Source organism: Buttiauxella agrestis (genome assembly GCF_900446255.1).
GTDB classification, from domain to species: domain Bacteria; phylum Pseudomonadota; class Gammaproteobacteria; order Enterobacterales; family Enterobacteriaceae; genus Buttiauxella; species Buttiauxella agrestis.
This window is the reverse complement of the sequence record NZ_UIGI01000001.1, coordinates 2682421-2696512: the sequence shown is the minus strand read 5'-3', so window position 1 is coordinate 2696512 and position 14092 is coordinate 2682421. Positions and strand designations below refer to the sequence as shown.

12 protein-coding genes are annotated in these 14092 nt (G+C 53.3%); 10 read left to right on the top strand and 2 right to left on the bottom strand.

Annotated elements, in window-relative coordinates; translation table 11 throughout:
* The first annotated feature begins 55 nt into the window (after nt 1-55).
* Genes DY231_RS12845 through DY231_RS12830 form a run of 4 tightly spaced genes read left to right on the top strand, consistent with a single transcriptional unit; the run spans nt 56 to nt 4557 of the window.
* Nucleotides 56-1303, top strand: a complete 1248-nt coding sequence (locus DY231_RS12845; RefSeq protein ID WP_034495186.1) for an MFS transporter — start codon at nt 56-58, stop codon at nt 1301-1303.
* A complete protein-coding gene (locus DY231_RS12840) occupies nt 1293-2381 on the top strand; it encodes a Gfo/Idh/MocA family oxidoreductase (RefSeq protein WP_115628806.1) in 1089 nt (362 codons plus the stop codon). The genes DY231_RS12845 and DY231_RS12840 overlap by 11 nt, the downstream gene beginning before the upstream one ends.
* The gene (locus DY231_RS12835) at nt 2381-3439 is read left to right on the top strand and encodes a sugar phosphate isomerase/epimerase family protein (RefSeq protein WP_115628804.1); all 1059 of its coding nucleotides are present in this window, start codon (nt 2381-2383) and stop codon (nt 3437-3439) included. The genes DY231_RS12840 and DY231_RS12835 overlap by 1 nt, the downstream gene beginning before the upstream one ends.
* A 2-nt stretch (nt 3440-3441) precedes the next feature.
* Nucleotides 3442-4557, top strand: a complete 1116-nt coding sequence (locus DY231_RS12830; RefSeq protein ID WP_115628802.1) for a Gfo/Idh/MocA family protein — start codon at nt 3442-3444, stop codon at nt 4555-4557.
* Between the two features lie 55 nt (nt 4558-4612).
* Here the strand turns inward: DY231_RS12830 and DY231_RS12825 are convergent, their stop codons facing one another.
* Together DY231_RS12825 and DY231_RS12820 are read right to left on the bottom strand one after the other, a co-directional pair.
* A complete protein-coding gene (locus DY231_RS12825) occupies nt 4613-4996 on the bottom strand; it encodes a hypothetical protein (RefSeq protein WP_115628800.1) in 384 nt (127 codons plus the stop codon).
* 59 nt (nt 4997-5055) lie between these two features.
* Complete coding sequence (locus DY231_RS12820; RefSeq protein WP_115628798.1) at nt 5056-6237, bottom strand: hypothetical protein; 1182 nt, start codon at nt 6235-6237, stop codon at nt 5056-5058.
* Between the two features lie 301 nt (nt 6238-6538).
* On the opposite strand from DY231_RS12820, the gene DY231_RS12815 reads away from it, so the two are divergent.
* Genes DY231_RS12815 through DY231_RS12790 form a run of 6 tightly spaced genes read left to right on the top strand, consistent with a single transcriptional unit; the run spans nt 6539 to nt 14013 of the window.
* Nucleotides 6539-7804 (top strand): ABC transporter substrate-binding protein, encoded by a 1266-nt coding sequence (locus DY231_RS12815; protein ID WP_115628796.1) that lies wholly within the window; start codon nt 6539-6541, stop codon nt 7802-7804.
* Nucleotides 7805-8722: a carbohydrate ABC transporter permease gene (locus DY231_RS12810; RefSeq protein WP_256682666.1), complete on the top strand. Its 918-nt coding sequence runs from the start codon at nt 7805-7807 to the stop codon at nt 8720-8722.
* Nucleotides 8722-9567: a carbohydrate ABC transporter permease gene (locus DY231_RS12805; protein ID WP_115628794.1), complete on the top strand. Its 846-nt coding sequence runs from the start codon at nt 8722-8724 to the stop codon at nt 9565-9567. The genes DY231_RS12810 and DY231_RS12805 overlap by 1 nt, the downstream gene beginning before the upstream one ends.
* 2 nt (nt 9568-9569) lie before the next feature.
* Complete coding sequence (locus DY231_RS12800; protein ID WP_115628792.1) at nt 9570-10664, top strand: ABC transporter ATP-binding protein; 1095 nt, start codon at nt 9570-9572, stop codon at nt 10662-10664.
* Nucleotides 10665-10719: 55 nt separating this feature from the next.
* Nucleotides 10720-12360, top strand: coding sequence for a glycoside hydrolase family 13 protein (locus DY231_RS12795; protein ID WP_115628790.1), 1641 nt, complete (start codon nt 10720-10722; stop codon nt 12358-12360).
* A 3-nt stretch (nt 12361-12363) separates the two neighbouring features.
* Nucleotides 12364-14013 (top strand): alpha-glucosidase, encoded by a 1650-nt coding sequence (locus DY231_RS12790; RefSeq protein ID WP_115628788.1) that lies wholly within the window; start codon nt 12364-12366, stop codon nt 14011-14013.
* Nucleotides 14014-14092 lie beyond the last annotated feature (79 nt).

Genomic DNA, 14092 nt, shown 5'->3' with positions numbered 1-14092 from the left:
CGATTTCATAACAAGAACTCTTACCCTTAAATCAATACTCTGTACCGGAGGATTTATGTCTTCTCAGTCGGCCGTTGGGGCACAAGTGGTCACTCATAAATGGGTGATTCCACGCCTGTCGTTAATGATGTTTCTTGAGTTTTTCGTCTGGGGGGCCTGGTATGTGACGCTGGGCGTGGTGATGGGCAAGTTCGGGCTGAGCGCGTTAATTGGTGACGCGTATTCCACCGGGCCAATTGCCTCGATTTTATCGCCATTCGTGCTTGGCATGTTGGTCGACCGTTTCTTTGCTTCGCAAAAAGTGCTCGGCGTCTTGCACCTCATCGGCGCGGCGCTGCTGTGGTGGCTGCCGGGCATGTTTGAAAGCGGGCAGAGCGGCCTGTTGTGGGTCGTTTTCGCTTACATGCTGTGCTACATGCCGACTATCGCCCTGAGCAATAACGTGGCGTTCCACAGCCTGGCAAACAGCGAAAAAGGGTTCCCGATTGTGCGTGCGTTCGGCACTATCGGCTGGATTGTGGCGGGGCTGATTGTTGGCACCAGCGGCCTTTCAGACAGCACCGGCATCTTCACCCTGGCGGCGGTTGCCTCTGTGGTGTTGGGGATTTACAGCTTCACGCTGCCGAATACCCCCGCGCCGGATCGCGGCAAGCCGCTTTCGATGCGTGACCTCGTATGTGCTGACGCCTTCGCGTTGCTTAAACAGCGCCACTTTATGGTGTTTATCATCTGCGCCACGCTTATCTCCATTCCTCTGGCGGCTTATTACGCCTACGCCGCACCGTTTATTTCCGCCGTTGGGTTCGAGAATGTCAGTGGCGTGATGGCGTTAGGGCAGATGTCTGAGCTGCTGTTTATGCTGTTGATTCCGTTCTTCTTCCGCCGTCTGGGCATCAAAATGATGCTGCTTATCGGTATGCTGGCATGGTTTGCACGTTACGCGATGTTCGCCCTGGGAATTACCGAAGAGACACGCTGGATGATCTATATCGGCATCATCCTGCACGGGGTGTGTTACGACTTCTTCTTTGTCATCGGCTTTATCTATACCGATAAAGTGGCGGGCAACAAAGTGAAAGGCCAGGCGCAAAGTTTGCTGGTGCTGTTCACTTACGGGCTGGGGATGCTGATCGGTTCGCAAATCAGCGGCGCGGTATTTAACCGCTCGGTCACGGCGCAAGGGGCTGAAGGCTTGCTGCAATGGCAACAATTCTGGTGGATGCCAGCGATTGCAGCCGTGGTGATTGCGGCGATCTTCTTCTTTAGTTTCAACTATAAAGAGGGCGAGCAGCATGGCAAATAAGCCGCTGCGCGTGCTGGTTGTGGGCTGCGGGAATATGGGGGCCGCCCACAGCCTTGCGTATCAGCACCTGGACGAATTTACTCTCTGCGGGCTGGTGGCTCGCGGCGATTCTAAAGTGCGTCTGCGGGCGCAACTCGTCGCCGATATTCCGTTGTTTGAAGATTTACACCGCGCGATTAAAGAAACGCAGGCGGATGCCGTGTGCATTGCTACCTGGCCCGACAGCCACGAAGCGCTGGCGCTGACGGCGCTTGCCGCAGGTTGCCATGTATTTTTAGAAAAGCCGCTTGCCACTACGGTGAGCGGGGCAAAACGCGTGGTCGCTACCGCGCGTCTGGCAGGTAAAAAACTGGTGGTTGGCTACATTCTGCGCCACCACCCGGTGTGGCAGCAGTTTATCGAGTTATCCCATGGGCTTGGCAAACCGCTGGTGATGCGCATGAACCTCAACCAGCAAAGCAGCGGTAGCGCCTGGCACACCCACAAAATGCTGATGCAGTCGCTCTCGCCGATTGTCGATTGCGGCGTGCATTATCTGGATGTGATGTGCCAGATGGCGCAATCCACCCCGCACTCGGTGAGTGCTATTGGCGTGCGCTTAAGCGATGAAATTCCATCCGAGCAGTTCAACTACGGCCAGCTTCAGGTACGTTTTGAAGACGGCTCCGTCGGCTGGTACGAGGCGGGATGGGGGCCGATGATGAGTCAGACGGCGTTCTTTATTAAAGATGTGATTGGCCCGCAAGGTTCTGTTTCTATTGTCGCCCGGGAAGCCGCTGGCGAAGGGCAGTCAGCTAATGTCGAGGCGCACACGCGCACCGAATCACTGCGTGTCCATCATGGCGAATTAAACGCCCAGGGCGAATTTGTTCACCAGGATGAATGGGTGACGGCGAGCGACGAACCCGATCACTTTGCTTTATGCCAACTCGAACAACAGTTTTTTGCTCGTGCCATTTTTGACGACAGCGATTTGACGTTACACCAGCAGCAGGCGGTTGAAAGCCTGGCCGTGGTGCTGGCGGCAGACCTTGCCGTTCGCGAGCAACGCACGGTTTTAATTAAGGAGATGTTGTAATGAAAACCCTGAAAGGGCCGTCCATATTTCTCTCACAGTTTATATCCGATAAACCCCCGTTCAACTCGCTCGACACGCTAGCCGCCTGGGCGGCAGGGTTGGGCTACAAAGCGGTGCAAATCCCCACGCACCTGCCACATATTTTTGACCTCGCCAAAGCCGCTGAAAGCCAGGAGTACTGCACGGAAATCCGAGGCATTTTGGGTAATGTTGGACTGGAAATCAGCGAGCTTTCAACTCATCTGCAAGGGCAACTGGTGGCCGTACATCCGGCGTATGACGCAGCATTTGCCGGTTTCGCTCCGCCTGAACTGGCGCACGATGCCGTTGCGCGTCAGCAATGGGCGGTCGATAGCCTGAAACAGGCCGCTCGAGCCTCACAAAATCTCGGGCTAAAGGCCCACGCGACGTTTTCTGGCGCACTGGCCTGGCCTTATTTTTACCCGTGGCCACCGCGCAATGAGCAACTGCTGGATGAAGCATTTCATGAACTTGCTGCCCGCTGGAAGCCAATTCTGGACTGCTTTGACGACGCGGGTGTTGATGTCTGTTTTGAGCTACATCCTGGTGAAGATTTGCATGATGGCGTCACGTTCGAGCGTTTTCTGGCGCTGGTCGATAACCACCCGCGCTGCAATATTCTCTACGATCCAAGCCATATGCTGCTGCAACACATGGATTACCTCGGTTTTATCGACCATTACCACGCACGAATCAAAGCCTTTCACGTCAAAGACGCCGAGTTTCAGACATCGCCAAAAAGCGGCGTTTATGCGGGTTATCAGCCATGGATTGATCGCCCTGGGCGTTTTCGCTCCCTCGGTGACGGGCAGGTTAATTTCAACGGGATCTTCAGCAAATTGGCGCAATATGACTACAGCGGATGGGCTACGCTTGAATGGGAGTGTTGCCTGAAATCAGGTGACGCAGGCGCGCGCGAAGGGGCAAAATTTATCGCGGAACACATTATTCCGGTTGCCGAATATGCCTTTGACGATTTTGCGCTGCGCGACAGCGACAAATCAGCGGCGCGTCGCATGCTCGGGCTGGAGGAGTAACCATGAAACGACTTCGTTTAGGAATGGTAGGGGGCGGTGAAGGCTCGTTTATCGGCGGCGTGCACCGTATCGCAGCCCGGCTTGATGACCAGTTTGAACTGGTTGCCGGGGCGTTTTCGTCCTCGCCGGAAGTGGCAAAACGCAGCGGTGAAGCGCTGTTTATCGCAGCCGACCGCTGTTATGCCAGTTGGCAGGAGATGGCCGAGCGTGAAGCCGCGCGGCCTGATGGCATTGAAGTTGTCTCGATTGTCACCCCCAACCATCTTCACGTTCCGGTAGCCAAAGTATTTCTGCAACACGACATTCATGTGATCTGCGACAAACCGCTCGGGGTAACGCTCGCCGAGGCCCAGGAGCTGGCGCAGATTATCGACGCAACCGGCCTGCAATTTATTCTGACGCATAATTACAGCGCGCTACCGATGGTGCGCGAAGCCCGAGCACGCATCGCCAACAGTGAAATCGGTGATATTCGTGCCATCGAAGTAGAGTATTTGCAGGACTGGCTCAACGACAGGCTGGAGTTGACCGACAACAAACAGGCGAGCTGGCGTGGCAATCCGGCCATGGCGGGGGCCGGTGCGATTGGGGATATCGGCACTCACGCCTGGCAACTGGCAGCGTTTGTCAGCGGCATGGAACCGGAAACCGTGCGCGGCGAACTGCTGACGCGCATTCCGGGACGCGTTTTGGACGACGAAGTGTACGCTGAAATGCGTTACGCCAACGGCGCTCGTGGGCGGTTATGGGCAAGCCAGGTGGCTCCCGGTTTCGAAAACGACCTGCGTCTGCGCATTGTGGGAAGCAGGGCGACGATAGGTTTCCGCCAGCAACAGCCTGAAATTCTTGAAATTCACCCTCATCATGGCAATAGTTACGTTGTCACGCGAAACGGTGTGAATAATCATGATTCCGTACGCCATCAGTGCCGTACACCCGCCGGGCATCCGGAAGGATATCTGGAAGGTTTCGCGCAAATTTACCGTGAAGCGGCGGTTAAAATTCGCGGTGGCGACGCGCCCTGGCTGCCGGGTATCGCCGAAGGGCTTGCGGGCATGAGGTTTATCGAAACCGTGCGTGAGAGCAGCAACCGGGGCGGGGAGTGGCTGGCGTGGTGACCATTTGAAAAACAGAAAGGATCTCTCAGAGATCCTTCTGTTTAGGGGGTAGATTTTATGGCTGAATAACGTTTATTTTGTATTCTTTGCTAAATTCGCTGGCTGGCGCGATCATGCTGCCGTACATACCGCCATCAATTTTTATTTTTAGCTCTCCTGCTTTTGTAGGAGTGCCATAAACTTCAATACAATTACCATTATATAGTGGAGTCTTAGGCAAGAAAGATTCCGTTTTGCTCTCGGGTAAACGACAGTTGCGAAGGAAAATTCCAGCATCATTAGGTGTGACTAAACCTGGTTTGTAATCAGGTTCGGATTCGTACCATCCGCCAATAACTCTTCCCCCCAGGATGTTGATCTTTAAAAGATAAGGAACGCCAACAACGGCTGCTTTTAGTTCGTCCCCCTCTGGAATATATTCAGCCTTCGGGCTTAACATGCTGCATGCTGAAACACAGAAAAGCCCACCTAATATAAGACTACGTAATATCCACATGTTTATTTGATTGGTTTAAAAACCAGCCCTCCGAAAAATCGATTAATGAAAAAAGAGAGATCTTTGCCAGGTTTTATCTGATCTTGCATCTGACCCCATGAAAATAAATTTAGATGTACCGCCCTGTCTATTCCCTGAACAGCCGGGCCACCCCAGACAATCCAGTGAGTAGGATATGTCGCCCGTTCGGAAGAACTCCCTTCTAATAAGCTGTCATTGATGAGTGAAACAACTTTATATCCCTTCTGCACATAGTTATTTAGATCTTGCATGCCTTGAATTCCAGCCTGGGTAGCTCCGACATTACTGAACACTTTTATATATCCCGCTTTCTCAAACCATTCTGTTAGCGTTTGCCATAGGGTGATTCCAGCAACGGGGGAATCGAGTGTATCGAAGTCCAATATGCTATTTTCGGAGTCTCTCAGACTCGCCAGTGTCATCCAGTCCAGTCCCAGTATTTTGGGGCGGGTTCCATTTCTAAAAAATGAACCCTCAGGATGCCGACAACCGTCCCCCGGTGCGATCTCAAGTGCGCCAATTTTAGTTTTCCCAAATTGCCAAATTTCTTTTGCAGCTTGCGCATAAACATCTGGCCTGTCCATTTGCAGGCAATAGAAAAATGCCGCTGGTCCACATAAGCTACTTGCATTCTGATCGGGGAATGTAGCTTGGTTAAATCTATTTTTTATTTGCTCTTCAATAATGTTTTTTTCAAATGGATCCTGCGGGTCTCCAATAGGATATTGTTCGGCAATAAACGGCCTTTCCGGTCTGGATATATTTACTTTTACAACCTTTCCACCTTCACTTTCCAGTTTTGATGTGCCCGTTGATACAAAATAACAAGGGTTTTCTCGTTTAACGATAGACCAGGCTTTCCCGGATACAAACTCTTCTAATGTGTACATCCGGGTAAACGGTGAAGCAGTAACACACAGCGTATGCAGCATCGTTTTGCGATAAAGCGTGACTTCCATAATATAAATTGTCGAAAGTGACTCGCTAATATTATCGGTTGGGTGTTTTAGAGTTTCATAATTTCCCTGAATAGGTTGTTGCTTCACATCTATCAGAGAGTATTTATTTCTATCCGAATCCATCCGATAAATAGATAAATCATAGACCAGGGAATCGGGTGGAGCATTCGATTTGATACGCGTGCTGAGTTGATAAATAGTCATAATTAATCCATTAATTAAAGAAACGTTATTGATTGGAATATACCCTGGATAAACCGACTTTTAATCTGAACTTATTAACTCGTTCGAAATACAGCATTCCGTGTACAAACGCCCACTCAATGACCCCCGTAGCCCGTCCCACACAAAAGCTCAATAAAAAATAGCGTTACGTGCACCACGTCGAGAAATCGCGCAAAGGTTAGCCAGCTAAGTTGCCGTCTGGTTCGATTGTTAACTAGCTTTTTTATTGGTGCGTTTAAAACGCACTCCCTCCGGTTTGGTCTGAACAAAAGAGGAAACAATGAAAAAGCTGACGTTAAGTCTTATTACCTTAGCGCTGGCGGGCGTTTCTAACGCCGCGCTTGCCGATACTCTGCGTATGGAATGCCCGATCTCCCCTGGCGGTAAGGAATACTGCAACTACGTCAAAGACCGTTTTGAAAAACAGACCAGCAACAAGCTGGAGTTTATCGAGTTCCCGGCGGCGTCTGACGAAAAACTGGCGCTGCTCCAGCAACTGTTTGCCGCCAAAGATGAAAAAGCGGTGGATCTGTTCCAGTCCGACACCATCTGGGTCGGCCTGCTCGATAAGCAAACCCTCGATTTAACCGATGCCGTGGGCGATATGAAAGGTGATTTCTTCCCCGGCCCGTGGGCGAATGACACGGTGAACGGCAAAGTGAAAGCGGTGCCAGCGTATCTGGATACCGGCGTGCTCTATTACCGCAAAGACCTGCTGGAAAAATACAACGAGCAGCCGCCGAAAACCTGGGAAGATCTGACGCGTATCGCCACCAAAATCCAGGCCGAAGAACGCAAGGCCGGACACAAAAACTTCTGGGGGATGATCTTCCAGGGGAAATCGTATGAAGGGCTGACTTGTAACGCGCTGGAGTGGATTGATTCCTACGGCGGCGGCACCTTTATCGACGAAAAAGGGAACGTGACCATTAATAATCCGAAGGCTGCGGCAGCGCTGGATATGGTCGCAGGCTGGATGGGTAAAATCACGCCGAAAGGCGCACTGGGTTACAAAGAAGAAGAGTCGCGAGCGGTGTTCCAGAATGGCGATGCGCTGTTTATGCGCAACTGGCCGTATGCGTATCTGCTCTCGCAAGGCGCTGACAGCCCGCTCAAAGGCAAAGTCGGCGTAGCGCCACTTCCTGCCGGGCCGGAGGGTAAATCAGCCAACGCCCTGGGTGGCTGGCAGTGGTCGATTAACGCCAATACCAAAAACAAAGATGCAGCGATTGCGCTGCTGAAAATCCTCACCGATGCCGATTCGCAGAAGATGCAGCTTAAGTATTTAGGCTTCGCCCCGACGCGTTCAGCGCTGTATGAGGATAAAGCGGTTCTGGAAGCTGCACCGCATTTAACCATGTTTAAAGATATCTTCGCCAATGCGGTTCCTCGCCCGGCAACGGCAACCCAAAGCCAGTATCCGCGCGTCTCTAACGCCATCTTTAACGTGACCTTTAAAGTGCTAAATGGTGGAACCGACGGCAAAACTGCCGTGGCGGATCTGCAAAAACGCCTCGAGCGTGTCAAAGGTAAGGACTGGCATTAATTGGCGCACTCAGGCTATCAACAGCGACGCCACCGTATCGCGTGGATACTGGTGGCGCCAGCGCTTTTACTTCTGGCACTGGCGGCGGGTTGGCCGCTGGTGCGCACCTTCTTTTTCAGCTTCACCAACGCGATGCTCGATAACCCTTCCGAATACCAGATGGTGGGGCTGGCGAACTATTACGCCACCCATGACGGCGATAGCAGCGGTGTGCTGGTGGACCCGCTGTGGTGGCAGGCGGTCGGCAATACGCTGTGGTTTACCGTGGTATCGGTCGGCATTGAGCTGTTTCTTGGCATGTTGCTGGCGCTGTTAATGAACCAGAAATTTCGCGGCCAGGGCTTAGTGCGCACCGCGATTCTGGTGCCGTGGGCGATTCCGACCATTGTGAGCGCCAAAATGTGGGGCTGGATGTTCCACGATCAGTACGGCGTGGTGAACGATCTGCTGGCGAAAATCTTTGGTTATCAGGCGCATCTGGCGTGGATTGCCGAACCGTCGCTGTCCATGTGGGCGGTGGTGATTGCCGATGTCTGGAAAACTACGCCGTTTATGGCGCTGATGCTGCTGGCCGCACTGCAATTGATCCCCAACGATCTTTACGAAGCGGCGCGCGTGGATGGTGCCAGCCCGTGGCAGCGGTTTAAACGTATTACGCTGCCGCTGATTATGCCAGCGATGATTGTGGCGCTGATTTTCCGCGTGATGGACGCGATGCGCATTTTCGATCTGATCTTTGTGCTGACCTCCAACAGCGAGGCCACGATGTCGGTGTCTGGTTACGCCCGCGAGCAGATTATTTCGTATCAGGATATGGGCATGGGTTCGGCGGCGTCTGTGCTGGTGTTTATGATGGTAGCGGGCATTGCCGCCTGCTTTATCCGCGTCTCACGTTTAAACGAGAAGGAGAAGCGGTGATGAAAATGACCCGTCAGCAACGGAAATTCGGCCATAGCCTGGTTATCTACTTTGGTGCGACCTGCGCGGTGCTGTTTTGCGTTTTCCCGTTTTACTACGCGATTATTACGTCATTGCGCACCGGGCAGGAGCTGTTCCTTCCGGCCTATTTACCCAGCGGTTGGCACTGGCAAAACTATGTCACCGCGCTGGTCGATAACGGTATCGCCCGCAGCCTGTTGAACTCGGTGCTGGTGGCGACGATAACCGTGGGCATCTGCCTGCTGGTGTCGATCACGGCCTCTTTCGCGCTGGCACGCGTTCAGTTTCGCGGGCGCAAATTCCTGCTGTTCACCATTCTGTGTGTCTCAATGTTCCCGCAGGTGGCGGTGCTAACAGGCATGTTTGAGCTGGTGCGTTTTCTTGGGCTGTATGACTCGCTCGGTGCGCTGGTGCTCTCATACACCACCTTTTCGCTGCCGTTCACCGTTTGGGTGCTGACCACGTTTATGAAGTCGATTCCCGTTGAATTGGAAGAGGCGGCAATTGTTGATGGCGCCAAAACCTGGACCATTATACGCCGGGTGTTTGCTCCGATTCTGGCGCCTGCGCTGGTGACTACCGGGCTGCTGGCGTTTATCGGTGCGTGGAATGAATTCATGTTCGCGCTGACGTTTATTATTTCTGGCGACAAACGCACGGTGCCGGTCGCCATCAGTATGTTCAGCGGCGCTTCAACCTTTGAGCTGCCGTGGGGCAGCATTATGGCGGCGTCCGTCGTGGTAACGCTGCCGATTATCGTGCTGGTGCTTATCTTCCAGAAACGCATTGTCAGCGGGCTTACCAGTGGAGCGATTAAGGGATAACCATGGCGCAACTCGTACTCGATAAAATTCAAAAACGCTACGGCGCGGCATCTGAGGTGATCAAACCGCTCGATCTCGAAGTCAACAGCGGGGAGTTTGTGGTGGTGGTTGGGCCGTCCGGCTGCGGGAAATCAACCTTGCTGCGGATGGTCGCGGGTCTTGAGGAGATAAGCGGCGGCGAGATGCGTATCGACGGGGTTTGCGTCAACGACGATTCTCCGTCAGAGCGCGGCATCGGCATGGTGTTCCAGTCCTACGCGCTCTATCCGCATATGACGGTGTACCAGAATATGGCATTTGCGCTGGAAATGGCGAAACTGCCCGTCAAAACCATTGATGAAAAAGTGCGGGAAAGCGCGCGTATTTTGCAACTCGAGCATTTGCTTGACCGGCGACCTAAAGATCTCTCCGGCGGTCAGCGCCAGCGCGTGGCTATCGGGCGGGCGATTGTGCGCGAGCCAAGCCTGTTTTTGTTTGATGAACCGCTCTCAAACCTTGACGCTTCGCTGCGTGTGCAGATGCGCATGGAAATCGCTGCCCTGCATAAACGTATCAACGCCACGATTTTGTACGTCACCCACGATCAGGTCGAAGCGATGACGCTTGCCGATCGCATCGTGGTACTTAATCAAGGGCAAATCGAGCAGGTTGGGACGCCGCTTGAGCTGTACGACCGTCCGGCGAACGTGTTTGTGGCGCAGTTTATCGGTTCGCCAAAAATGAACCTGATCCCCGGCGTTCTGGTGAGCGGCAACGCCCAGCGCACGGATGTGTTGCTGGAAAACCGCCAGCTTATTTCGCTGCCGATGAACGGGGCTGGTGTACCTGAAGGGCAAGCTGTGCGCCTCGGTATTCGCCCCGAACATGTTCAGATAACCGAACTGGCGCAGGCAGACATTGAAGCGGAAGTGTTGTTTGTTGAGCAAATGGGCAACGAGACGCTGCTGTATGTAAATAGCGGTTACGGTAGCGAACCGCTGGTGATGCGCCATACTTTCAGGCTTGAGATAAAAGCTGACCGACGCATCGGCCTGCGTCTGCCGCCTGAGAATTGCTACTTGTTTAACAGCGACGGGCGGGCGTTTGTGCGGATCTAACGAGGTATTGTAGGTCGGATAAGCGCAGCGTCATCCGACAAAAAAGGAGAAATCAGTGGAAAAAAAATGGTGGCACAATGCGGTGGTGTACCAAATCTATCCGCGCAGTTTTATGGACAGCAACGGCGATGGTATCGGCGATATTCCCGGCATCATCAGCAAACTCGACTACCTGCAACAGCTCGGCATCAATCTGATTTGGCTCTCGCCGGTTTACCGCTCGCCGATGGATGACAACGGCTACGACATTTCCGACTACGAAGATATTGCCGCCGAATTTGGCACCATGGCGCAGATGGAGGCGCTGATTGCGCAGGCGAAACAGCGCGATATTCATATCCTGATGGATTTAGTCGTCAACCACACCTCTGATGAACACCCCTGGTTTATCCAAGCGCTGAAATCGAAAAATAACCCGTATCGCGATTTCTATATCTGGCGCAAACCTGCGGCTGACGGCGGCCCGCCGAATGATTTCCATTCTTACTTTGGCGGCAGCGGCTGGGCGCTTGACGAGGCCAGCGGCGAATATTATCTGCACCAGTTTTCTGTGCGCCAGCCAGATCTGAACTGGGAAAACCCACGCGTACACGAAGAAGTCCATGCCATGATGAACCGCTGGCTGGCGAAAGGTATCGGCGGTTTTCGCATGGACGTTATCGACCTGATTGGTAAAGAAGTGGACGCGCAGATTATGGCGAACGGCAAACATCTGCACGCGTTAATTCGCCAGATGAACCGCGCCACCTTTGGCAATGGGGACACTGTAACGGTCGGTGAAGCCTGGAGTGCCACGCCTGAAGACGCGCTGCTGTATAGCGGGGCCGAGCGCGAAGAACTCTCGATGGTTTTCCAGTTCGACCACATCAAACAGTTCTGGGATGAGCACGCCGGGAAATGGCGCAGCAAGCCGTTTGAACTCGCAAGTTTTAAAGCGGTTATCGACAAATGGCAAACCGCTCTGGCGCATCAGGGCTGGAATTCGCTGTTCTGGAGCAACCATGATTTACCGCGCGCGGTGTCGAAATTTGGTGACGAGGGCGAGTTCCGCGAAGTGTCGGCCAAAATGCTCGCCACGGTGCTGCATGGTCTGAAAGGGACGCCGTATATCTATCAGGGCGAAGAGATCGGCATGACCAACGTGCGCTTCGGGAATATCGATGAATACCGCGACATCGAGAGTCTGAATCTGTACAAAGAGCGGCTGGCGCAAGGCGTCAGCCACGAGGACATGATGCTCGGGATTCATGCTAACGGGCGCGATAATGCTCGCACGCCGATGCAGTGGGACGCCAGCCCGAATGCTGGTTTTACGTCGGGCACGCCGTGGATTGCCGTCAACCCAAACTACCGCGATATCAACGTTGCGACAGCGCTCGCACAACCGGACTCCATTCTCTGGCATTACCAAAAGCTCATCGCCTTGCGCAAACAGTACCCGGTGCTGGTTTATGGTGATTTCCAGCAAGTCTTACCAGAACATCCGCAGGTTTTCGCCTGGCTCAGAACGCTGCAAGACGAGCGTTTATTGGTCGTGAACAATTTCACGGCGCAACATCTCACGCTCCACATCCCAGAATCTATGCAGAACTGGCACGGCGAATGTTTGATCAGCAACTACGCACCGCGCGACCAGTTGGCGGTGAGCCTTGAGCTACAACCTTATGAATCTTTTGCTTTATTAATCGGGAGATAAACGATGGCGAACTGGTGGAAAGAGGCGGTGGCCTATCAGATTTATCCGCGCAGTTTTAAGGACAGCAACGGGGATGGGATTGGCGACCTGAACGGTATCACCGAAAAGCTCGATTACCTCAAAGACCTGGGCATCGATCTGATTTGGATCTGCCCGATGTACAAATCGCCGAATGACGATAACGGCTACGACATCAGCGATTATCAGGAGATCATGGCGGAGTTTGGCACGATGGCGGATTTTGACCGCCTGCTGAGTGAAGTTCATGCGCGTGGAATGCGGCTAATTATCGATCTTGTCGTGAATCATACCTCCGATGAACACCCATGGTTCCTTGAGTCTCGTTCGTCGCGCGATAACCCAAAACGTGACTGGTATACCTGGCGCGATGGCAAAAACGGTGCGGAGCCGAACAACTGGGAAGGGATTTTTAAAGGCTCAACCTGGGAGTTTGACCCGGTAACAGAGCAATATTTTCTGCATCTGTTTACCCGCCGCCAGCCGGATCTCAACTGGGAAAACCACGATGTGCGCCGCGCCGTGTACGACATGATGCGCTGGTGGCTGGATAAAGGTATCGACGGTTTCCGCATCGACGCCATCGCGCATCTGAAAAAAGAGCCGCTGCTGGCTGATGTGCCTAATCCTGACAAACTGCGCTACGCGCCGTCGATGAAAAGCCACCTGAACTACGACGGACTATTGGATTATGTCGATGACATGAGCCGTAACGTCTTGCAGCACTACGATATTGTCACCGTCGGCGAGATGAACGGTCTGTTTGCCGATCACGCCGAAGAATGGGTCGGGGAGCACCGTAATCGTCTGAGCATGGTGTTCCAGTTTGAGCATGTGCGGTTGTGGGAACCGGAAGCCGGTTTGCGCCCGGAACCTGCGGTGTTAAAGAAAATCTTCACTGCCTGGCAAGAGGCGCTGGAAGGTAAGGGCTGGAATGCGCTGTATGTGGAAAACCACGATCTGACGCGTATTACCTCGCGTTGGGGCGACACCGAACATCACTGGCGTGAAAGCGCCACCTGTATTGCCGCGCTCTATTTTCTGATGCAGGGCACGCCGTTTATCTACCAGGGGCAGGAAATCGGTATGACCAATACCCGCTTCGAGGGGCGAGAAAATTTTGATGATGTGTCAGCGAAAAACATGTGGCGAGAGATGGAAGCGCAAGGCAAAAGCGAAGACGAGATTATCGCTTTCCTGACCAATACCGGGCGCGATAACTCCCGCACGCCAATGCAGTGGAACGCCTGGCCGAATGCCGGTTTTAGCGATGGCGAACCGTGGTTTAAGGTGAATGCCAACTTTGAAATGATCAACGTGGCCAGCCAGCAGCAAGACCCGGATTCCGTGCTGAATTTCTATCGCGCCCTGATCCAGTTGCGCCGCCAGGAACGCACGCTGATTTACGGGCGTTACGTGCTGGAACTGGAAGAACACGCGCAAATTTATGCCTATAGCCGCGTGCTGGATGGGACGAAATTTGTGGTGCTGTGCAATATGTCCTCGAAATCGGCGCGCTGGACGAGCGATGAGTTGCCGCTCGAATGGGCAGAATGTGTGCTAGGGAATTATCCGCAGGTTGATGAACTCTATCGGCTGCACCCGTGGGAGGCGCGAATTTATAAGCTCGCGTAAACACAAGTCTCAGAGCAACCCTATACAGTAACGGCGCGGCCTGCGTTATGATGTACGCTGGTTTTTAACAAGGAGGGGT